Genomic DNA, 20,514 nt, shown 5'->3' with positions numbered 1-20,514 from the left:
CGTATTTCAGGGCGTATTGGCCAGGCGCATTGCCAGGCGAATTACTGGGCAGACAGCGCGCTCAGCGCACTGCGACGACGCTCAAGCGTTGCTTGAATTGCGCCCCAGCACCATGCTGCCGTCTACCAGCTTGAAGCTGACGGTGGGCGCGCTGAAATCGCTGAACGGGGCACCGAGCGCGATCTCACCGTCGCTGTGCAGCACCACCTCCTGGCGTCGCAGGGCCACGACCGAGTCGCCGCCGCCAAACCGCACCCAGGTGCCATAGCTGCTCACGTCCTCGAGCACATAGTTGCCCGCGCGAAGTTCAATCTTGGCGTGCACGCGCGAGACACGCGGGTCAGACACCACGAAGCCCACCTCGGGCACACGCCCGATGCGCACCGGCAGGTCACCCGACGTGAAGGTGCGGGTGGCGTCCAGCCAGGCCAGTTCGATGCCGGCGAAATCGGAGTCTTCCTTGGGCGTGATGGCATGCAGGTCGGCCGGCATGGTGAGGAACTCGGACTGCATGTCGAGCTGCCACTCAATGCGAAACACCTCGCACGGATCGACTTTGCCCTTGATGCGCATCTGCCCCAGGCTGCGGCTGCGCACACCGGCACGTGGCTCGACCTGGTGGATCACCGTGTCACTGGCAAAAATCTGCTCCGGCCCGGCCATGTCGCTCAGCCGCGAGGCCATGTTGACCGCGTCGCCAAAGCAGTCGCCGTCGACCCACACCACCGGGCCACGGGCCAGGCCGATCTGCATCAGGAGCTTCAGGTGCGGAGGCCATTGCTGCACCCGCTTGGCGTGCTCTTGCTGGATCTGGATCATGGCGTCCACGCTTGCCTTGTTGTCGGCAAAGGACATCAGCACGCCGTCGCCCAGCATCTTGACCACCGTGCCGCCATGGGCCTGACCGCGCGAGCCGATCCATTGGGTGAGCTTGGTCACCGCCTTGGTGGCGCGGTCGTTCCCCAGCGTCTCGAAAACCGAGGTGCTGCCAGTGAGGTCGACGAAGGCAATCGTGAGGTCGGGCATGGGGTCGCTCGGGCCGGGGCGAAGCGATTAGAGCACGGTGATCTTTGAGGCCTGTCTCATCGGCTTTCGGGCGGCAAGCTGTAACGACACGCGGCCGCGGGTGGCGCTCAAGCGGTGCGTGCACACAACAGTGCGCGAGTGCAAAGGTATTACGTTTCTAAGGTTTCATCTCAAGCATGAGCACTAAGCACATGATTTGCATGTTGTTTTTTCGTGTATCGGGGGTTGCGTCATTGCATCGTCATGCACCAGAACGTATCCTGCCCTTCCTTCGTGTTTCATCACTTGACAAGCAGCATCCACCATGCGCTGGTTCAAACCCAGTCTCCGCAACAGCATTTCGGCCCTGATCGGGCCGCATGCGCGTGCCGACGAGGAAGACGCCCTCGAGCCGGTGCGTCGCGCCATGCTGGATGTGCTGGGTGACGAAGGCGCACGTATGAACCCGGCGCTCAAGCGCCGACTGAAGTTCATGCACGACGCGCACAGCCTCTGGTACGCCCGAGCGGAGCTGGTGGCGGTGCTCAGTCAGATCCACGGCGAGGCCCTGGCCGTGCACCGCGTGCAAAGCCTCTCGCCGACGTTTCAGGGTCTGGTGCCCAAGTCGCTGATCGACGCCTCGCGCATTCGCCGCATCTGAGCGTCGCCAAGCAGGGTGCGATGCACCCACCTGTCAGTCGTGCGCGTGGTGGTGGTCGTGACCCCAGACCATCAGGGCGTTGCGGCCCTCCACCAGCAACTCCACATGCCGCCCCACGGGCAACAGCACCTTGGTCGGTACATGGCCAAAGGGCAGCCCGGTGTAGATCGGAGTTTTGGTCTGAGACCGCAGCCAGTCGACCACGGATTTCAGGCCGAAACCGCGATCGTGGCCCGGCACAGGCTTGAAGCGGTTGAAGGCACCCAGCAACACGGCTTTCTGCTTCGCGATCACGCCGCTGAGCAACATCTGGGAGAGCTGGCGCTCCAGGCGATACGGGTGCTCGCCCACGTCCTCCAGAAACAGCACCCCGCCCTCGACGGCCGGCAGGTAAGGTGTGCCCACCATCGCGCACAGCACGCTGAGATTGCCGCCCCACAGCACGGCGTCGTGGATGTGCCGCCTGGGCTTGGCCGCGTGCGCCTTCGCATCAGCGGCCGGCAGGGTCCAGCCCGTGCCTTCGGCCACGCCGTCAACCAGGTCGTCGAAGCAGGCCTGCATGATCTCGTCGGGGCCGGTTTCGGCACCGAAGTCTTCGCCCAGCGCGGGCCCGGCCCAGGTGGTGGCGCCCGTCCTGGCCAGCAGGGCCAGCTGCAGTGCGGTGAAGTCACTCAGGCCCACAAAGCGCGTTCCCTTGCCAATGGCCTTGGCGATGGCCTTGTACGGCAGCCCCGGCAGGATGCGCGTGAGGCCGTAGCCGCCACGGGAGATCAAAGCCACGTCCGCGCCGCTGCCCGCCGCACGCCCGATGGCGGCGATGCGGGTGGCGTCGTCCCCGGCAAAACGCAGGTGGCTGCTCAGGGCGGCTTCGTCGATCTCGACCTCGTGGCCACGGGCCCGCAATGCCTTGATGCCGCGGCGAAACGCGGCCTTGTCGCGCACGGCGCTGGAGGGGGAGTAGATGTATATGTGGCTCATGGTCAACGCGAAAAATGCCCCACCGCAGCCTCGGCGATCGGGCGGCCGTGCTCTTGCACGAAGTGGCCGGCCTGCGGCAGCAAGATGGGTTCGGGGCAGCCCCGGATGAGCTTGCTCAACGCACGCATCACGGGCTCGCCCAGCACCGGGTCCTGCGCGCCGATGGCCATCAGGCTTTGGCCCTGCCAGCGCTCCTGCCAGAAGGCGCGCGCCTCGCGGCTGATGGCCGCCCCATCGCTGTCGGGGTGCTCGGGCACCATGGGCGGGAAGGCGCGCAAGGCGGCGCGGTGCCCGCGGTCGGGAAATGGGGCGCTGTAGGCGGCGCACTCGCCCTCGCTCATCTGAGGGTTGCCGCGGCCAAACAGGCGCGCGACGTCGAAGTCCGGTTTGGCCGCGCACATCTCGCGCCAGGCCAGGAAGCCGGGCGACAACGGCACGTCGCCCGTGCCCAATGCGGTGTTCATCACCAACAGGCCGCGGTAGCGCTGCGGGGCGGCCATGGGCAGCGTCAGGCCCAGCAGTCCACCCCAGTCCTGCACCGCCATCACCACCTTGTTCAGGTCCAGGCGTTCCACGAACTCAAGCAACACCTGGCGGTGCCAGGTGAAAGTATGCGCGCCGTCCTTCTTGGGTTTGTCGCTCTTGCCGAAGCCGATCAGGTCGGGCGCCACCACGCGGTCGCCCGCGGCCAGAAACACCGGGATCATGAGGCGGTACAGGTAGCTCCAGGCCGGGTTGCCGTGCAGGCAGAGCCAGGTGCGCGGTGCGTCGCGTGGGCCTTCATCGAGGTAGTGCATGCGCAACCCGCCCAGGGCGGGCAGATCGCTCAGGTAGTTGGGGGCCCAGGGGTAGCCCGGCAGGCCTTCAAAGGCCGCATCGGGTGTGCGCAAGGCGTCGTCTCGCAGGGGATGGGGGTTGCCGTTCATGCGTCGCTCCTGAAAAAACCCGCGCAGCAATTCGCCACACGCGTCGGCCAGTACACCGCCCTGAACCACCGTCTGGTGGTTCAGGCGCCGCTCACCAAACAAATCGAGCACCGAGCCGGCCGCGCCAGTCTTGGGGTCGCTGGCACCATAGACCACGCGCGCCACCCGCGCGTGCAGCATGGCGCCGCTGCACATGGCGCAGGGCTCCAGCGTGACGTACACGGTGCAGCCGTCGAGTCGGTAGTTGCCCAGGGCCGTGGCCGCGGCGCGCAAAGCCTGCACCTCGGCATGCGCAGTGGGGTCGTGTGCGCCGATGGGTGCGTTGCGCCCGGTGCCGATCACCTCGCCCGCCCTGACCACCACCGCCCCCACCGGCACCTCACCCGCCGCCGCTGCGGCCTGCGCCTGGGCGAGCGCAAGGCGCATGAAGGCGGCGTCATCTGGCACAGGCATGCGGCGAGTGTAGGTGAGCGACCCCACGGCACCCGCGCGCTCTGGCATGATCCGCGGTTGTTCTGGTTTTCCCTGAGTTTTCACCCCACCATGCAGCCTGCCCAGCGCAGCGCCCGGCAATGGGAGCTCGACGCCTTGCGCGGCCTCATGCTGGTGCTGATGACCCTCACGCACATGCCCACCGGCTTTTCGCCGGTGTTGAGCCAGCCGTTCGGCTTTGTGTCGGCGGCAGAGGGTTTTGTGCTGATCTCCGCCGTGCTGGCGGGACGCGTCTACAGTGCGCGCGCCGAACGCCAGGGCCTGGCGGTGTTGCGCCCGGGCCTGTGGCGGCGGGCCGCCACCCTGTACCTGTGCCACGCGGCACTGCTCACCCTGGCGCTCACGCTCATTGCGTGGCTGGGCGTGGTGCGGCATCAGGGCGGTGTCACCGGGCTGCTCGAATACTTCTTCATCGACCCCACCGTTGCGGTGCCGGCAGCGTACGCCCTGCTCTACAACCCGCCGCTGCTGGATGTGCTGCCGCTGTACATCGTGCTCATGCTGGTCTCGCCCTGGGTGATCGCCCGCGCCCTGCGGCACGGGTGGCGCGGCGTGCTCTGCGTGAGCTTGTTGTTGTGGCTGGCCGAACAGTGGGGCCTGGGTGCCTGGCTGCACGCGGGCGCGCAGTCGCTCGGCTGGCCGCTGCCGTACAAGGACATGGGCGCTTTTCACCTGTTTGCCTGGCAGGGCCTGTGGGTGGTCGGTCTGTGGCTGGGCGCGCGCCGCGGGCCCTGGCCAGTGGTGCGCGCCTGGCTGTGGCTGCCGGCGCTGGCGATCGTGCTGACCGGTCTGGTCTGGCGCCACAGGGTGGGTCAGGACCCGATGCCCGGTATCGCAGCCGTGGCGTCGCTGTTTGACAAATGGTCACTGGGGCCGCTGCGGCTGCTCAACCTGGCGGCCATGGTGACGGTGTTGCTGGCGAGCGCCCCATGGTGGCGCGTGCTGCCGCGCCCGCTGCCATTGGAACTGCTGGGCCGCCAGTCGCTGCCGGTGTTCTGTGCGCACGTGGTCATTGCGCTGTTCACGCTGGCCTTCTTCGGCTCGGTGGAGGTGCTGCGCCCCTGGACGACCGACGCCGTGCTGCTGGCGGCCACGTTCGCAGGTCTGTTCGGCGTGGCCCTGGTGGCGCAATGGCGCGACCAAGGCGGCGCTCTGGTTCGGTGGACTAGGGCCTGTTCACACTATTCTTCCAAGGGCGAACGGGGTGAACACAGCGCCAATCTAGGCGCGGGATGACGGCCAGGCTGGCCGCCTGGCCCAGGAGTGCAACGACGATTGGCGCTGTGTTCACCCCGTTCCCTCCGGGTTGCGGCCAGAAAGGCCATGCGCCGCGTTGCGAAGCCTCGCCGGGCCACCGGCCCGTCTGCGTCTCGCGCCTTGCGCACGGCCTTTTGGATCCGCAACGCATCTTGGAAGAATAGTGTGAACAGGCCCTAGGGCTTCAGGTGCGCTGATATCACCTGCCGCCACAGCGCATAGCCCTCGGCGCTGAGGTGCAGGCGGTCGCGCACGAAGAGCTCGGCCCGGGGTTGACCGTCCACGTCCAGCATGGGCGTGTGCACGTCGATGTAGTCCAGGCCGTCCTGGGCCAGGGTCCAGGTCTGGATCAGCAGGTTGGCCTCGCGCACGGCGCTCAGGTGGGCCAGACGCGACGGACTGGGCTTGATCGACACGAAGGCGATCGGCGTGTCGGGCCGCTCCAGCCACACAGCCTGAACAAAGCGCACATAGGCCGCCAGCACCTCGTGGGGTGATGCGCCGTCGGCGATGTCGTTCTCGCCGGCGTACACCACCACCTGCCGGGGCACATACCGGGTGACCAGCCAGGGCACCAGTTCGGGCCATTCGCTCAAGCGCGAACCACCCAGACCGCGGCGCAGCACATGGGGTGCCCAGGCGTCAAAATCGTGCGTCAGGCCGCGCCAGAGGCGGATGGTCGAGCTGCCCACGAACACCACGCCCCCAAGGGCCGGCGCCTGGCGCTCATCGGCCGCGAGCAAGGCGCCAATCTCCGCGCGCCAGCGCCCCCAGGCCGCCGGTGAAGCACTGGATGCCCCTACCGACGACTCCGCCAGCTGAGCGCGCACCCTCCAGGGCAAGCCGACCGCTGCCACCAACAGGTGGCGACGCTTCATGGCGCAGCGCCCGTCAGGTTCAGGCGGCGCATCCAGCCGGCCAGCGCGCGCTCATCGGGGTTGCCTTGCTCGTAGGCGGCAAGCATCGCCGCGTGCGACTCGGGCCGGTGTTGATTGAGCTTGACCTTGCACTGCAGCGACGTCACACGCAGTTCGAAGGCGTGAATGCCCTGCATCAGCTTGTGCTGGAAGTCCTCGGGCAGTGCGCGCCACTGCGCGGCGTAGGCCGGGTCGTGGTCGTGGATCAGGTGCTTGAGCAGGCGGTCCTTGTCCTCGAAGCTGTCGATGAAGGTGGCCGCCACCCGGGCCTGCACCATGAGGTAGCTCCAGGTCGGCACCCGGGCCAGATCCGGGTAGACGCGCGGCGTCATGTACGCGTGCGGGCCCTGGAACACCACCAGCGCATTCGGGCGTGCCCGCAGATGGGCCGCTTGTGGGTTGGGTCGCGCAACGTGCCCCAGCAGCACCAGTTGCTCGCCCTCTTCGATCAGGTGCAGCGGCAGTGGCGTCACAAAAGGAAAACCGTCGTCGTCGGTGGTGATCAGCTGCGCAAACGGGTGCTGGCGCATCAGCGCGGGGGCGATGGCCGGGTCTTTGGCCTGGAACTGCGGAGGGAGGTACATGGTGCATCACCGCGTGCATGCCAGATGGCGCGCTGGATTGTTTCACAAGCGATCAAGCCGGTGCGCGCGTGGGCCGATCGCAGAGACTGGGGCGCTCGCTGCGGGCTATTCCGGGGACTGGGCGACCACGGTTGCCCGTACTGTCCAGTCTCCACCCCCCTGTCTGGAATCGCCCATGAAAGTCTGCGTCACCCCACGCGAAGGTCTGTACCAGGTCCTGGCGGCCGTGTTCAACGCCTTTGAGCGCGAACCCGCCATCGCCGAACTCGGCGTGCTCAAGGGCGAGAACGCCCTGCGCATGCAGCAAACCTTTGCGCCCGAGTCACTCATGCTGGTGGACAGCTGGAGCGCCGATTCGCAGAAGGCCTATTCGCCTTTCGAGACCCTGCCTGCCTGGGTGTCGCCACCAGAGACTTTTGCCTATTACTACGGCGGCCCGTTGGACGACCCGGCCACCTGGGAGCGCCTGTACCAGAACTGCATCGACAAGTTCGTCGACCAGCCCAACGTGCAGATTGTGCGCAAGGATTCCCACAGCGCCTACGAAGACGTGCGCCAGCGCATCGCCGGGCGCGGGCTCGACCTGCTCTATGTGGACGCCAGTCACCAGTACGAATACGTGCTGCGCGACCTGTTGACCTGGCAGGACCTGGTGCGCCCCGACGGCGTGATGATGCTCAACGACTGTTGCTACAGCCGCAAGGGCGCCATGCAGAACCTCGGTGTGCTCGAAGCGCTGGTCAACTTCCTCAAACGCAGCGACTTCGTGCCGGTGGCCATGACCAACACCGACTTCTCGGATGTGGTCCTGGTGCGCAAGGGCTCCTACATGATCGAAGCCATCGACACCGCGCTCGCCAATTCCGACGTGCCCTTTGTCGAGCTGCCGCCCCAGCTGCTGGGCGCTGCGCGGGTGGTCAACGGCCACCACCGGGCCAACCTCAGCTTTTGCTGAGCAGCCCGGGCGTGCGCCTCAGGACAGTGACGCCAGGTACTCGTCGGCGTCGTCAATGCCGAATTCGATCCACATCGGCAGGTGATCGCTCAGGCGATAGGTGCGCCAGTCCTTGAAGCTGCGCCCGGGCTTGCTCGCGCGCTCCCTGGCGTAGTCGGCCTCGTCCGCCAGCCGGTATACGTGCTCGAAGCAATCAAAGACCCCTGCCCGCCCGGTGGGGTGCAGGTGCGACAAGGCGCGGTAGTAGGCGATCTGGTCGTAGTGCTTGTTCTTGTCGACGTTGGAGCCGGGCACCTTCTGCAGCGCCTCGGGCACCACAAAGCCCGCATCGGTCATGGCCTTGAGCGTGACGTCGCCGCGCGCAAAGATGTTGAAGTCGCCCAGGGCAATCAGGTTGCCCGCGGCGGGCGGGGTGTCGGGCTCGTACTGCGGCGCGCTGGAGAAGCGCCCGGCATAGCGCGCCAGCGTCTTGCCGAACGCGGTGATCTCGGCCAGGCGCCGCGGGTCGACCGCCACGCCTTTGCCGTAATAGATGTGCACGGTGGCCAGCGTGAGATACGCCCAGCCGGCGCGAAAGCCCGCGAGGTACGGCGACCTGGCCATCTGCACCGGCTCGGCACCGTTGGCGCCGGTTCGTGGCAGCACCAGCTCGGCGGCCAGCCCGGTAAAGCTCACCTTGCGGCGATCGAACAGGTAGGCCATGCGCTCCGAGTTGCCCGCGGTGCCCAGCGTGACGTCGGTCACCAGGTAGTCCCAGTCGCTGCCCAGCAGCCGCACCAGCGTCTGCAGCGGGTACAGGCCGTCGCGCACCTCCTGGATGGCCACCAGATCAAAGCGGCTCAGGATCTCGGCGATGTAGAAGTAGGCCTCTTCGCCTCGGTAGCCGTACTTGCCGGAGTCGAACTCCCGGATGTTCCAGGTGGCCAGCAACAGGGTGTCGGTGGCCGTGCGCGCAGGCACCTGGGCAGTGAGCGCCGCGCGCAGTCGCTGCAATCCGGCCACGGTGCGCATGCGCGTGGCGCGGTCCTTGATCCGCTTGAGACCGGCGTAGTAAGGCATGTGTCCCCCTGAACGCCGGGCCGCTCGGTGGCCCGCCACCCCGCTCAGTCACCCGGCGCGCGCCGAGTCTAGGGCGGGCAGGCGCAGCGCTGGCGCCTGCGCGATGGATGGCGCCGGGCTGCCTGAACCGCCGGGAGACTCACTCCCACTCGATCGTCGCCGGCGGCTTGGAGCTGACGTCGTAGGTCACGCGGTTGATGCCGCGCACCTCGTTGATGATCCGGCTCGACACGCGCTTGAGCAGGCTGTAAGGCAGCTCCGCCCAGTCGGCGGTCATGAAGTCGCTGGTCTGCACCGCACGCAGTGCCACCACGTAGTCGTAGGTGCGACCATCGCCCATCACGCCCACGCTCTTGACCGGCAGGAACACGGTGAAGGCCTGGCTGGTCAGGTCGTACCAGCTCTTGCCGCTGTTGGGCTCGATGGTGGAGCGCAGCTCTTCGATGAAGATGGCGTCGGCCCGGCGCAGCAGGTCGGCGTAGTCCTTCTTCACCTCGCCCAGGATGCGCACGCCCAGGCCCGGTCCGGGGAAGGGGTGGCGGTACACCATGTCGTGCGGCAGGCCGAGCGCCACGCCCAGTTCGCGCACCTCGTCCTTGAACAGATCGCGCAGCGGCTCCAGCAGTTTGAGGCCGAGCTGCTCGGGTAGACCGCCCACGTTGTGGTGGCTCTTGATCGTGACGGCCTTCTTGCTCTTGGCGCCGCCCGATTCAATGACATCGGGATAAATTGTCCCTTGTGCCAACCACTTGGCGCCTTTTGTTGAAGCACCACTTGAGGTTAGTTTGGCGGCTTCGGCCTTGAAGACGTCCACGAACAGACGTCCGATGATCTTGCGTTTCTGCTCGGGATCGGCCACGCCAGCGAGTTCGCCGAGGAACAAATCCGCGGCGTCCACGCGCACCACCTTGGCGTGCAACTGGCCGGCAAACATGTCCATCACCATGTCGCCTTCGTTGAGGCGCAACAGGCCATGGTCCACAAACACACAGGTGAGCTGGTCGCCGATGGCGCGGTGGATCAGCGCGGCGGCCACGGACGAATCGACACCGCCCGACAGGCCCAGGATCACCTCCTCATCGCCCACCTGTTCGCGAATCTTCTCGACGGCTTCGGCGATGTGGTCGCGCATCACCCAGTCCGGGTTGGTCGCGCAAATCTGCAGCACAAAGCGCTCGAGCAGCGCGCGGCCCTGCACCGTGTGAGTGACCTCGGGGTGGAACTGCACCGCGTAGAAATGCCGGCTTTCGTCGGCCATGCCGGCGATGGGGCAGGAGTCGGTGCTGGCCATGAGCTTGAAGCCCGGCGGCAGCTCGGTGACCTTGTCACCATGGCTCATCCAGACCTTGAGCATGCCGTGGCCTTCGGGGGTGTGAAAGTCGGCAATGTCCTTGAGCAGCGCCGTGTGGCCACGTGCCCGCACCTCGGCATAGCCGAACTCGCGGGTGTGCGAGCCCTCGACCTTGCCACCCAGCTGCTGCGCCATGGTCTGCATGCCGTAGCAGATGCCCAGCACCGGCACGCCCAGTTCGTAGACCGCATCGGGCGCCTTGTCGTCGACCTCGTACACGCTGGCATGGCTGCCCGACAGCACCACCCCCTTCAGTCGCCCGTCCGCGGCGAATTCACGCACCCATTCGCTGCTGACATCGCAGGGGTGCACCTCGCAGTACACGTGCGCTTCGCGGATGCGACGCGCAATGAGCTGGGTGACCTGGGAGCCGAAATCGAGGATGAGGATCTTGTCGTGCTGCATGTTCGTGAGGCGGGACGGTCTGGAATGAAAAAGGCCGTCGCGGGGGACGGCCTGCGGAGCGGAGGGGGTCAGTCCGCCCGGTAGTTGGGGGCTTCCTTGGTGATCTGCACGTCGTGCACGTGGCTCTCGCGCATGCCGGCGGCTGTGATCTGCACGAACTCGGCGCGCTCTTTCATCTCGTCGATGGTGCCGCAGCCGCAGTAACCCATGCTGGCGCGTACGCCGCCGGCGAGCTGGAAGATGATGGCGACGACCGAGCCCTTGTAGGGCACGCGGCCTTCGATGCCTTCGGGCACCAGCTTGTCGGCATTGGGATTGCCCGTGCTGCTTTCCTGGAAGTAGCGGTCGGCACTGCCTTGCTGCATCGCGCCGATGGAGCCCATGCCGCGGTAGCTCTTGTAGCTGCGGCCCTGGTAGAGAATGACCTCGCCCGGCGCCTCTTCGGTGCCGGCGAACATGCCGCCCATCATCACGCTGCTGGCACCGGCTGCGATGGCCTTGGCGATGTCGCCGCTGTAGCGGATGCCGCCGTCGGCGATCAGCGGAATGCCGCTGCCGCGCAAGGCGGTGGCCACACTGTCGACCGCCATGATCTGCGGCACGCCCACGCCGGCCACGATGCGGGTGGTGCAGATGGAGCCCGGGCCGATGCCGACCTTGACCGCATCGGCGCCAGCCTCGGCCAGCGCCAGGGCGGCGGCACCGGTGGCGATGTTGCCGCCCACCACGTCCACCTGCGGGTAGTTCTGCTTGACCCAGCGCACGCGCTCGATCACGCCCCTGCTGTGCCCGTGCGCGGTGTCCACCACGATGGCGTCGACACCGGCCTTCACCAGCGCCTCGACGCGCTCTTCGGTGCCTTCACCCACGCCCACCGCCGCACCCACGCGCAGGCGGCCGGCCGCGTCGCGCGCGGCGTTGGGGAAGTTGAGCTGTTTGGTGATGTCCTTGACGGTGATCAGGCCCTTGAGCTCAAAGGCCTCGTTGACCACCAGCAGGCGTTCGAGCTTGTGCTTGTTGAGCAGTGCCTTGGCGGCGTCGGGCGTGGTGCCTTCGGGTACGGTGATCAGGCGCTCGCGAGGCGTCATGATCTCGCGCACCGGCAGGTCGTAGCGGGTCTCGAAGCGCAGATCGCGCCCGGTGACGATGCCGACCACCTTGCCGGCATCCACCACCGGGAAGCCCGAGACACCCAGGTCGTCCGAGAGCTTCATCACCTGGCGGACTGTGGTGGCGGGGCCGATGACCACCGGGTCGCGCAGCACGCCGCTCTCGTAGCGCTTGACCTTGGCCACGTGGGCAGCTTGCTCGGCCGCCGTAAGGTTCTTGTGGACGATGCCCATGCCGCCCTCTTGCGCGATGGCGATCGCCAGTCGGGCTTCGGTGACGGTGTCCATCGCGGCGGACACCAAGGGCAGATTGAGCTGGATGTTGCGGGAGAAACGGGTGGCCAGCGAAGTGTCCTTGGGCAGGACCTGGGAGTACGCGGGCACCAGCAAAACGTCGTCGAACGTGAGCGCGTTGCCGAGGAGGCGCATGTGGGATATCTCCAAAAACGGCATTGTACTCGCGGGCCCGATGACCTTTTGGCGTGCCGCCGATGCCGTTCGTGGGCTGGGGGTCGTCCAGACGGCTTGCCCTGTGCATCGGTCCTCAACCCCCGACTACACTGCGCGCATGCCTACCTCCGCTCCGCTCCTTCGCATTGCTGCGCGCGCCACCGTCGTGGGCGCGTTGTCGCTGACCTGGGTCGCTGGCTGGGCCCAGTGGCAGTGGATCGACGGCAGCGGCCGCAAGGTGTTCAGCGACACCGCACCGCCCGCCAGCGTGCCCGAGAAGAACATCCTCAAGCGCCCGGGGCTGGTGGTTTCCCCCGTTGCGGCGCCCGCCGAACCGGCACAGGCAGCCGCCAACAGCCCCGCCGCCGCTGCGCCGGCCGCGCCCCAGGCGCCCACGGTGGACAAAGAGCTCGAGGCTAAGAAGAAGCAGGCCGAGGCCGAAGAAGAGGCAAAGAAGAAGGCAGAGGCCGAGCGCATTGCGCGCCTGCGCGCCGACAACTGCGCGCGCGCGCGGCAAGCCAAGACCACCATTGACTCCGGTGCCCGCATGGCCACGACCAATGCCAAGGGCGAACGCGAGTTCATCGACGACAAGGCCCGCGCCGCCGAATCGCAGCGACTGGCCGCCATCATCCGCAGCGACTGCTGAATCGCCACTGGCGGCAGGCCTCACACGCCCGCCCTGGGTCAGTAGCCGGCCTTGGAGTTGGGTCGCCGCTGAGCAAACAGGCCGGCACTTCTCGCGCCTTGCCCCACGAACCGTTCGCGCCGCGCCACCTTCGGGTCCACACGCAAGGACCTGAGCAGTTCCAGCCGATCCCCTTCGCGCATCACCTGATCGGCCTCACACCGACGCCCCCAGACCGCCAGCGACAGCGTCGCCCATTGCGGAAACTTGGTATGCCAGCCCGCAGCTTCGATGGCCTCACTCGCCGTGGTGCCTACTGCCAGCTCGACGGTGGTTTCGTGCACCTCCCGCGGGGCACTGGCGTGAACCAGGGTAACGCGCATGCTCACCCCGCCCCGTACACCTGATCGGCGCGCTTGACGAACGCGTCCACCAGGTTGCCGGCAATGCGGTCGAACACCGGCCCGACCACGGCAGACAAGGCCGAACTGCTGAAGCCATAGCGCAGGGTGAACTCGACCTTGCATGCGCGCTGAGAGCCGTCGCCGAGCGGGGTGAACATCCAGTGGCCGTCCAGGTTGGAGAAAGGGCCATCCACCAGTTCGAGGTGCACTTCGCGGTCGGCCACGTGGCGGTTGCGGGTGGTGAAGCTTTGCTGCAGACCACCAATGGCCATGCCCACGCGAGCGACCATGCCGTCCCCGGTCTGCTCAAGCACCTCGCCCTTGTCGCACCAGGGCAGGAACTGGGGGTAGTGCTGCACATCGGTCACCAGCGCGAACATCTCGTGCGCGCTGTGCCAGAGCAAGACAGACTTGTGAATCGTTTTCATACAATCGCCGGTCCTCGCGCCAGCCCGCGGGGCCCTGCAAGGCTCGCTCGATTCTAGGTGGGCTTGCAACCGGGGCCATCCGGCCGCAATTACATTCCCATGGCCACCTCCCAGAAATCCAAGCCCGCTGCGACCGACAGCCGCATTGCCGACAACAAAAAGGCGCTGTTCAACTACGCCATCGAGGAGCGCTTCGAGGCGGGCATGGTGCTGCAGGGCTGGGAGGTGAAGGCGCTGCGCGAAGGCAAGGCACAGCTCACCGATGGCTACGTCGTCATTCGTGAGGGCGAAATCTTCCTCATCGGCTGCCAGATCAACCCGCTGCGCACCACCAGCACCCACGTGACGGCCGAGTCGGCTCGCACCAAGAAGCTGTTGCTGCACAAGGACCAGATCCGTCGCCTGATCGGCAAGGTCGAGCAAAAGGGCTTCACCCTGGTGCCGCTGAACCTGCACTGGAAGGGTGGCCATGTGAAATGCGAGATTGCGCTGGCCAAGGGCAAGGGCGAGCACGACAAGCGCGACACCATCAAGGACCGCGAGGGCAAGCGCGAGGTGGAGCGTGCCCTGAAGTCGCGCAACCGGTAAATTTTTCTGGGCGGGTGGAATAACACTCCTGCCCCTGGCGTTCATCCGGTTGCAGAGACTGTCTGCAAACCACCTGTCCCCCACACTCCGGAGAACGCCCATGAAATTCCTGATGCCTCTGGCGCTCGGCGCCGCACTGCTCGGCGGTTGCGCCTCGATGTATGCGTCCGCTGCCCCAGCCAAGGTCGCCGACGGCATGCTGGTCGGCCCCAACCAAATGACGCTCTACACCTTTGACCGAGACAGCGCTGGCAGCGGCAAATCGGTGTGCAACGGCCCCTGCGCCACCAACTGGCCACCGCTGATGGCCGCCGCCGGCGACAGCGCCTCGGGCGACTACAGCGTCATCACCCGCGACGACGGCAGCAAGCAGTGGGCCTTCAAGGGCAAGCCGCTCTACTACTGGATCAAGGACGCCAAGCCCGGCGACAAGACCGGCGACGGCTTCAACAACGTCTGGCACATCGTCAAACCCTGACGCCCGCCGACCACCCACTTGCAGCGACGCCACCCCATGCACTCCCAAGCGCTGGTTGCCCACATCCCCGGCTTGCGGCGCTACGCACGCGCCCTGACTGGTGATGCATGGGCCGCCGACGATCTGGTGCAGGACACCCTGGAGCGCGCCTGCAGCAAGTGGCGTCTGTGGACCGTCGGCTCGGATCTGCGGGCCTGGCTGTTCACCGTGATGCACAACCTCTACGTCAGCGGTGTTCGCCAGAACCTGCGCCGGGATGCGGGCCTGGTGCGGGTGGACATCGACGATGCGGCCGCGGATCTCACCGCGCCACCCTCGGCACAAGACCAGGCGATCGACCTGCAACGCTGCTTGCTGCTGCTGCCGCCCGACCAACGCGAGGTGCTGTTGTTGGTGAGCCTGGAAGACCTGAGTTACCAGCAGGTCGCCAGCATCACCGGCGTGCCGATCGGTACCGTCATGTCGCGCCTGTCCCGCGCCCGCTCCCGGCTGCAAGTCTTGATGGATGCACCCGCCACCGCACCGCCAGCGGATACCGGGCACGCATCGTCGGGCTTTCCCACCCACCAGAACCTGAGGCGGCTGAAATAGCGCCGCGCACGCCATGGACCCATCCCGCGACACCACGCCCCTGAGCGACGCCGACATTCAGGCCCTCATCGACGAGCCTGCCGGCCACCCTGACCTGGCGGCCCTGCGCGCACGCCTGCACGTCGACACCGACGCGCAAGCGCGCGTGAGGCAAGGGCGCGCTCAACGCGACGCGTTGCGAGACCTGCACCGCGCTGTTCTGCAAGAACCGGTGCCGCCGGCCATGCTGGCGGCCGCCGATCTGGCCGGCAATGTGCAGGCACGGCAGCAACAGTGGTGGCGCTGGGGCGGCATGGCCGCTGGTGTGGTGCTGGCCTTTGGCGCTGGCTGGCTCGGGCGCGGCACCTGGCCCGCCGCCGGCTCGGACCCGGTGGCTGGCGCGCGACCGAATGGCCATGCAACGATCGCCATGTCGACTGCCCAGCCCACCCTCACCCGCTTTGCACACGAGGCTGCAGTGGCTCACGCCGTCTACAGCCCGGAGCAGCGCCACCCCGTGGAAGTCGGCGCCAGCGACGAAGCCCACCTGGTGCAATGGTTGTCCAAGCGCACCGGCCGTGCGCTGAAGGTGCCCGACCTGCAGGCCCTGGGCTATGTGCTGGTCGGCGGCCGGTTGCTGCCAGGCGAGCAAGGCGCGCGCGCGCAGTTCATGTACCAGAACCCCCAGGGCGTTCGGGTCACGCTGTACCTGGGTGCCGTGCAAGCCGGTGACATCGCCACCGCGCCAGCGCAAGGCGCCACCCCGTCGGCCGAGAGCGCCTTTCGCTTTACCGACGCCGGCCCGGTGCCCGGCTTTTACTGGGTGGACCAGGGCTTTGGCTACGCGCTCAGTGGCCCGCTCGATCGCGCGGGCCTGATGGCCTTGGCCGACGCGGTGTATCGCCAGCTCTGAACGCCGGCGGTCGCCGACCAGCTCAGCGCTCGCGCAGGCTCTCCTGGCTGTGCTGCAGCAGCGGTGCCAGGAAGTACTCGATCACCCGCCGCCGCCCGGTCTTGACCTCCACCGTCACCGCCATGCCCGGCGACAGGCGCACGCGCGCGCCGTCCACGTCCAATTCGGTGCTGGCCATGCGCACGCGGCTGGCGTAAATCAGGCCACGCTGTTCGTCACTGATGGCGTCGTGCGACACGCTGGCCAGCTCGGCGTGCAAGGTGCCGTACTTGGTGAACTGGAAGGTCTCGACCTTCACCTCGGCGTCCTGGCCCTGGTGCAGGAAGCCGATGTCCTTGTTCTCAAAGAAGGCCTCCACTTCGAGCGGCTGGTCCGCCGGCACGATGACCAGCAGCGGCTGTGCGGGCGTCACCACGCCGCCTTCGGTGAACACGGCGAGCTGCTGCACGGTGCCGTCCACCGGTGCCACCAGGCGGGTCAGGCGCCCGCGCACACCGGCCTTGATGCGCTCCTGCGCCAGGGCCTCTAGTCGCTGGCGCGCCTGCTCGATGCTGTCCAAGGTGGCGCGGCGCGTCTCGGCCGTCAGTGCGCGCTGCTGCGCCTGCACCTCGCGCAGCGAGGCCTCGATCTCCTGCAGCCGGTTGCGCTGGGCGGCGAGGTCGGCCTCCATTTCGATGCGCGATTGCTCCTGTTCCAGGTAGCCGTGCTGCGACACGAAGGCCTGGTCCACCAGGCGCCGGTAGTCCTGCGCGCGCTGCGTGGCGATGGGTAGGATCTGCTCCAGCTTGCGCACCTGCGCCTGCGTGGCGCGGCCTTCCGCCTCGCGCCGCGTCACGTCGGCGGCCAGGCGCGCGCGCTGCGTCGCGACTTCGGCCCATTGCCCGTCAAGCTGGCGCGACGCTTCCTGGCGCCGGTCCACCGGCACATCGGGGGTGGGTGGCAAGGTGGGTGGGTCGCCACTGGCCAGGGCTTTCAACAGGGCCTGGCCGCGCGCGAGCTGCAGGGTCGCCGCCACCGCCTCGACCTCGACACGCTGGCTGTCGGCCTGCGAGGTGGTGGGGTCGAGCTCGATCAGCAAGTCGCCCGCGCGCACAAACTGCCCGTCGCGCACATGGATGGCCTGCACGGTGGCGGCTTCCAGGGGTTGCAGAGTCTTGGTGCGGTCGCTGGGCACCACCTTGCCTTGCCCCACCGCCACCACGTCGATGTGCCCGACAGTGGCCCACAGCAGCGCCAACAGCAAAAAGGCCACGATCAGCCCCATGGCGACGCGGGGCGCCGGCGAGACCGGTGTGTCCTGCAGGGCCAGCGCAGCGGGCAGAAACGCCGCTTCGTGCGGTTCGCGCACCGGGGGCGCCATGTCGGCGCGCTGGGCCCAGGCGTGGCGCCAGACCGCGCGGTGCCGGGCGAACAGGTCACCCCAGGCCTGCCATATCAATCGCAGTTTCATGGCTGCCCTCAACCCTGCTGCAGGCGCCACAGCGCCGCGTAGCGCCCGTCCTGGCGTTGCACCAATTCGGCGTGCGGGCCGGCTTCGACGATCTGGCCGCGCTCCATCACCAGAATGCGGTGGGCCTCGCGCACCGCGCTCAGGCGGTGCGCCACGATGATCACCGTGCGCCCCTGCGCGATGCGGCGCATGTTCTGCTGCACGATGCGCTCGCTCTCGTAGTCGAGCGCGCTGGTGGCTTCGTCCAGGATCAGGATGCGCGGGTTGGTCATCAGCGCACGCGCAATCGCCACCCGCTGGCGCTGCCCGCCCGATAGCGACGCCCCGTGCTCGCCCACCAGGGTGTCGTAGCCCTCGGGCAGTTCGGTAATGAACTCGTGTGCGCCGGCCAGGCGGGCCGCATGCATCACCGCCTCCAGCGGTGCCCCGGGGTCGGCCAGGGCAATGTTCTCGCGAACGGTGCGCGCAAACAGCACGTTCTCCTGCAGCACCACACCCACCTGCCGGCGCAGCGAGCCGGCGTCTGCCACCGCCAGGTCCACCCCGTCCACCAGCACGCGGCCACGCTCGGGCACATACATGCGCTGCACCAGCTTGGTCAGGGTGCTCTTGCCCGAGCCGGATCGCCCCACCACACCGATCACCTCGCCCGGTGCGACGTCCAGCGTCAGGTCGCGCAGCACCTCGGGCCCATCGGCCCGGTAGCGAAAGTGCACGCCCTCGAACTGCACCCGCCCCTGCAGCGGTGGCAACGCGGCCTTCTGGCCGGCAACCTCGGTGCGAGCGTTGAGGATGTCGCCCAGGCGCTGCACCGAAATGCCGGTCTGCTGAAAGTCCGTCCAGAGGTTGGCCAGGCGCATCACCGGCTGGGCCACCTGCCCCGCCAGCATGTTGAAGGCGATCAGCTGCCCCACCGACAGGTCGCCCTCGATGACGAAGCGCGCGCCGAAGTACAGCGTGAGCACCGTCACCGCCTTGGACACCAGCGTCACCCCACCGTTGGCCAGCGTGCCGATGGTCGCCGTCTTGAAGCTGGCCGACACATAGCCCGCGAGCTGGCTGTCCCAGCGGCGCGTCCACTGCGGCTCCACCGCCATGGCCTTGACGGTGTCGATGCCGCTGATGGTCTCCACCAGAAATGCCTGGTTCTCGGCGCCGCGGTTGAACTTCTCGTGCAGACGCGCGCGCAGCATGGGCGTGAACACGCCGGTGAGCACCGCGTAGCACGGCAGCGAGCCCAGCACAATGAGCGTGAGCCAACCGCTGTAGTACGCCATCACCGCCAGGAACACCACCGAGAACAACAGGTCGAGCACCACGGTGAGCGCATTGCCGGTGAGAAAGGCGCGAATGTTCTCCAGCTCGCGCACCCGCGCCACCGAATCGCCCACCCGCCGCGCCTGAAAATAGGCCAGCGGCAACCCCAGCAGGTGCCGGAACAAACGCGCACCCAACTCCACGTCGATGCGGCTGGTGGTGTGCGCAAACACATAGCTGCGCAGCGCCGTCAGCGTCACTTCGAACACCACCACCACCGCAAACGCAATGGCGATCACGTCCAGCGTGGTGTAGCCCCGGTGCACCAGCACCTTGTCCATCACCACCTGAAAGAACAAGGGCGTGATGAGCGCGAACAACTGCAAGGCCAGGCTCACGCCCAGCACCTCCAGCAGCAAGCGCCGGTACTTCACCACCGCGGGAATGAACCAACTGAAGTCGAACTTGGACAGCTCACCCGCCAGCGACGTACGCGAGGTGAAGAGGATCAGCTCGCCCGACCACTGCCCCGCCAGCATGTCCAGGCTGAGCGACTCTGGCCGGCCCACGCGCGGCGACTGCACCAGGGCGCGGCCGTCGTCGATGCGGGCCAGGATGAAGAAGTCGTCGGTGGGAGGTGTGCCAGTCGTTGGCGCATCAGTTGAAGCGGTTTCAGTCGATGGCGTGTTGGTGGGCGATGAGCCGGTGGTCAGCACGCCCTTGGACGGGTTGTCGCCGGCCTGTGGGCCGTTGGCATCCGTACCGCCGTTGCGCGCCCCGCGTCGCTGCCCGATGGCAATCGCCGGCAATGGCGTCTTGCCCAAACGCGCCGGGTTCACCCGCACGCGCTTGGCCACCAGGCCCAACTTGCGGGCCGCCAGCAACAGGCCTTGCACATCGAGCAGCCCGCCGTCCCCCGCGAACTCGTGCGCAATCTGGTCGGGGTCGGCCGCCACCCCATGCAGCCGCGCCATCATCACCAGACAGGCCACACCGGTGTCGTTCTCAACCCGCTGACGCCCCGCGCGGGCCATCGCCTCGCCCGGGCCAGGCAGGCCCCCCTGCACCGTCGCCGCTTGACCGCGCCCACCCTGCGGCGGCCAGCCCGACATCGCTGCTTGTGTCACTTGTTTGCTCCCTGATTCATTCGATGCGTCGGGTGTCGGCCCGAAGAGCGCGACCTCACGCGCATCGCCGGTGAGGCCCGCGTCTGCCGCAGGCCACTGACAGGCCACGTCAACCGACCACCACGTCGCGCAAGAACGCCCTGGTGGTCGGCTGAATTTCGGCCTGGCCGTACCTAACGACTCAGTTCCACGCCGCCGCAATCACCGGCACCAGCGCCGACTGCTGCTCCGGCGTGAGCGACGTCTGCCCCGGGGCCGGTGGCGCGAAGGCCGCCATAGCCTGCACCAGGGAGTCGACCTGGGCGGAAAGCAGCTTCTGGCCGTCGGAGAGTTCGAACACTTCAATGCGAGTTGCGTTGGCCCCGTACCAGTTGTTGATGGTGACCTGCCCCCCCTCATTCATCAGCTGGACCACCAACTGGTTTCCAGATCGGCTGAACCAGACGCCTTCGTCGTTGATGCCCTCGCCAAAGCGCAGCACGTCGGTGGCCTGGTTGTAGTAGTCGTAGCTCTCGTAGATGG

General features: G+C 67.4%; 21 protein-coding genes. 8 read left to right on the top strand and 13 right to left on the bottom strand.

All coding sequences use genetic code 11. The features are described from left to right. Positions 1-81: 81 nt before the first annotated feature. On the bottom strand, positions 82-1,026 hold the full coding sequence (locus KF871_RS15895; protein WP_291144676.1) for an adenylate/guanylate cyclase domain-containing protein: 945 nt from the start codon (positions 1,024-1,026) through the stop codon (positions 82-84). Positions 1,027-1,330: 304 nt separating this feature from the next. Here KF871_RS15895 and KF871_RS15890 point away from each other — a divergent pair, with 304 nt between their 5' ends. Next, positions 1,331-1,666, top strand: coding sequence for a hypothetical protein (locus KF871_RS15890; protein ID WP_291144673.1), 336 nt, complete (start codon positions 1,331-1,333; stop codon positions 1,664-1,666). Positions 1,667-1,699: 33 nt separating this feature from the next. Here the strand turns inward: KF871_RS15890 and KF871_RS15885 are convergent, their stop codons facing one another. Together KF871_RS15885 and tadA are read right to left on the bottom strand one after the other, a co-directional pair. Beyond that, on the bottom strand, positions 1,700-2,644 hold the full coding sequence (locus KF871_RS15885) for an LD-carboxypeptidase (protein ID WP_291144670.1): 945 nt from the start codon (positions 2,642-2,644) through the stop codon (positions 1,700-1,702). A gap of 2 nt (positions 2,645-2,646) precedes the next feature. Then, the gene (gene tadA / locus KF871_RS15880) at positions 2,647-4,023 is read right to left on the bottom strand and encodes a tRNA adenosine(34) deaminase TadA (RefSeq protein ID WP_291144668.1); all 1,377 of its coding nucleotides are present in this window, start codon (positions 4,021-4,023) and stop codon (positions 2,647-2,649) included. 90 nt (positions 4,024-4,113) lie between these two features. Here tadA and opgC point away from each other — a divergent pair, with 90 nt between their 5' ends. Then, entirely contained in the window at positions 4,114-5,298 is a 1,185-nt protein-coding gene (opgC, locus tag KF871_RS15875; protein WP_291144666.1) for an OpgC domain-containing protein, read from the top strand. Positions 5,299-5,495: 197 nt separating this feature from the next. Here the strand turns inward: opgC and KF871_RS15870 are convergent, their stop codons facing one another. Together KF871_RS15870 and KF871_RS15865 are read right to left on the bottom strand one after the other, a co-directional pair. Next, positions 5,496-6,197, bottom strand: a complete 702-nt coding sequence (locus KF871_RS15870) for a GDSL-type esterase/lipase family protein (RefSeq protein WP_291144664.1) — start codon at positions 6,195-6,197, stop codon at positions 5,496-5,498. Further along, a complete protein-coding gene (locus tag KF871_RS15865; RefSeq protein ID WP_291144662.1) occupies positions 6,194-6,820 on the bottom strand; it encodes an FMN-binding negative transcriptional regulator in 627 nt (208 codons plus the stop codon). The genes KF871_RS15870 and KF871_RS15865 overlap by 4 nt, the downstream gene beginning before the upstream one ends. A gap of 175 nt (positions 6,821-6,995) precedes the next feature. Between KF871_RS15865 and KF871_RS15860 the strand changes: the two genes are divergently transcribed. Further along, a complete protein-coding gene (locus KF871_RS15860) occupies positions 6,996-7,775 on the top strand; it encodes a class I SAM-dependent methyltransferase (protein ID WP_291144660.1) in 780 nt (259 codons plus the stop codon). Between the two features lie 18 nt (positions 7,776-7,793). Here KF871_RS15860 and KF871_RS15855 read toward each other — a convergent pair whose 3' ends face one another. The 3 genes from KF871_RS15855 to guaB all read right to left on the bottom strand — a co-directional run bounded on the left by KF871_RS15855 (position 7,794) and on the right by guaB (position 12,128). Continuing rightward, entirely contained in the window at positions 7,794-8,834 is a 1,041-nt protein-coding gene (locus tag KF871_RS15855) for an endonuclease/exonuclease/phosphatase family protein (RefSeq protein ID WP_291144658.1), read from the bottom strand. Between the two features lie 139 nt (positions 8,835-8,973). Beyond that, a complete protein-coding gene (guaA, locus tag KF871_RS15850) occupies positions 8,974-10,590 on the bottom strand; it encodes a glutamine-hydrolyzing GMP synthase (protein WP_291144655.1) in 1,617 nt (538 codons plus the stop codon). Between the two features lie 68 nt (positions 10,591-10,658). Further along, positions 10,659-12,128, bottom strand: a complete 1,470-nt coding sequence (guaB, locus tag KF871_RS15845) for an IMP dehydrogenase (protein ID WP_291144652.1) — start codon at positions 12,126-12,128, stop codon at positions 10,659-10,661. Positions 12,129-12,267: 139 nt separating this feature from the next. Here guaB and KF871_RS15840 point away from each other — a divergent pair, with 139 nt between their 5' ends. Then, positions 12,268-12,798 carry a DUF4124 domain-containing protein gene (locus KF871_RS15840; RefSeq protein WP_291144649.1) on the top strand — a complete coding sequence of 177 codons (531 nt, stop codon included), beginning with the start codon at positions 12,268-12,270 and terminating at the stop codon, positions 12,796-12,798. 38 nt (positions 12,799-12,836) lie between these two features. Here KF871_RS15840 and KF871_RS15835 read toward each other — a convergent pair whose 3' ends face one another. Further along, on the bottom strand, positions 12,837-13,160 hold the full coding sequence (locus KF871_RS15835) for an RnfH family protein (protein ID WP_291144647.1): 324 nt from the start codon (positions 13,158-13,160) through the stop codon (positions 12,837-12,839). Positions 13,161-13,162: 2 nt separating this feature from the next. Further along, positions 13,163-13,609 carry a type II toxin-antitoxin system RatA family toxin gene (locus KF871_RS15830; RefSeq protein WP_291144644.1) on the bottom strand — a complete coding sequence of 149 codons (447 nt, stop codon included), beginning with the start codon at positions 13,607-13,609 and terminating at the stop codon, positions 13,163-13,165. A 99-nt stretch (positions 13,610-13,708) separates the two neighbouring features. Between KF871_RS15830 and smpB the strand changes: the two genes are divergently transcribed. The 4 genes from smpB to KF871_RS15810 all read left to right on the top strand — a co-directional run bounded on the left by smpB (position 13,709) and on the right by KF871_RS15810 (position 16,158). Further along, positions 13,709-14,197, top strand: coding sequence for an SsrA-binding protein SmpB (gene smpB / locus KF871_RS15825; protein ID WP_291144641.1), 489 nt, complete (start codon positions 13,709-13,711; stop codon positions 14,195-14,197). Between the two features lie 100 nt (positions 14,198-14,297). Then, positions 14,298-14,675: a hypothetical protein gene (locus KF871_RS15820; RefSeq protein ID WP_291144638.1), complete on the top strand. Its 378-nt coding sequence runs from the start codon at positions 14,298-14,300 to the stop codon at positions 14,673-14,675. Between the two features lie 36 nt (positions 14,676-14,711). Next, positions 14,712-15,266 carry an RNA polymerase sigma factor gene (locus KF871_RS15815; protein ID WP_291144633.1) on the top strand — a complete coding sequence of 185 codons (555 nt, stop codon included), beginning with the start codon at positions 14,712-14,714 and terminating at the stop codon, positions 15,264-15,266. Between the two features lie 13 nt (positions 15,267-15,279). Further along, complete coding sequence (locus KF871_RS15810; RefSeq protein WP_291144629.1) at positions 15,280-16,158, top strand: anti-sigma factor; 879 nt, start codon at positions 15,280-15,282, stop codon at positions 16,156-16,158. Between the two features lie 22 nt (positions 16,159-16,180). Here KF871_RS15810 and KF871_RS15805 read toward each other — a convergent pair whose 3' ends face one another. The 3 genes from KF871_RS15805 to KF871_RS15795 all read right to left on the bottom strand — a co-directional run. Further along, positions 16,181-17,608 (bottom strand): HlyD family type I secretion periplasmic adaptor subunit, encoded by a 1,428-nt coding sequence (locus tag KF871_RS15805; protein WP_291144626.1) that lies wholly within the window; start codon positions 17,606-17,608, stop codon positions 16,181-16,183. 8 nt (positions 17,609-17,616) lie between these two features. Then, positions 17,617-19,977 (bottom strand): type I secretion system permease/ATPase, encoded by a 2,361-nt coding sequence (locus tag KF871_RS15800; RefSeq protein WP_291144624.1) that lies wholly within the window; start codon positions 19,975-19,977, stop codon positions 17,617-17,619. A 196-nt stretch (positions 19,978-20,173) separates the two neighbouring features. Then, a partial coding sequence (locus KF871_RS15795; RefSeq protein ID WP_291144622.1) for a calcium-binding protein occupies positions 20,174-20,514 on the bottom strand: 341 nt, incomplete at its 5' end.

Source organism: Hydrogenophaga sp. (assembly GCF_019635465.1).
GTDB lineage: Bacteria > Pseudomonadota > Gammaproteobacteria > Burkholderiales > Burkholderiaceae_C > Hydrogenophaga.
The sequence above is the reverse complement of the archived record's forward strand: the minus strand, read 5'-3'. Positions and strand labels throughout refer to the sequence as shown.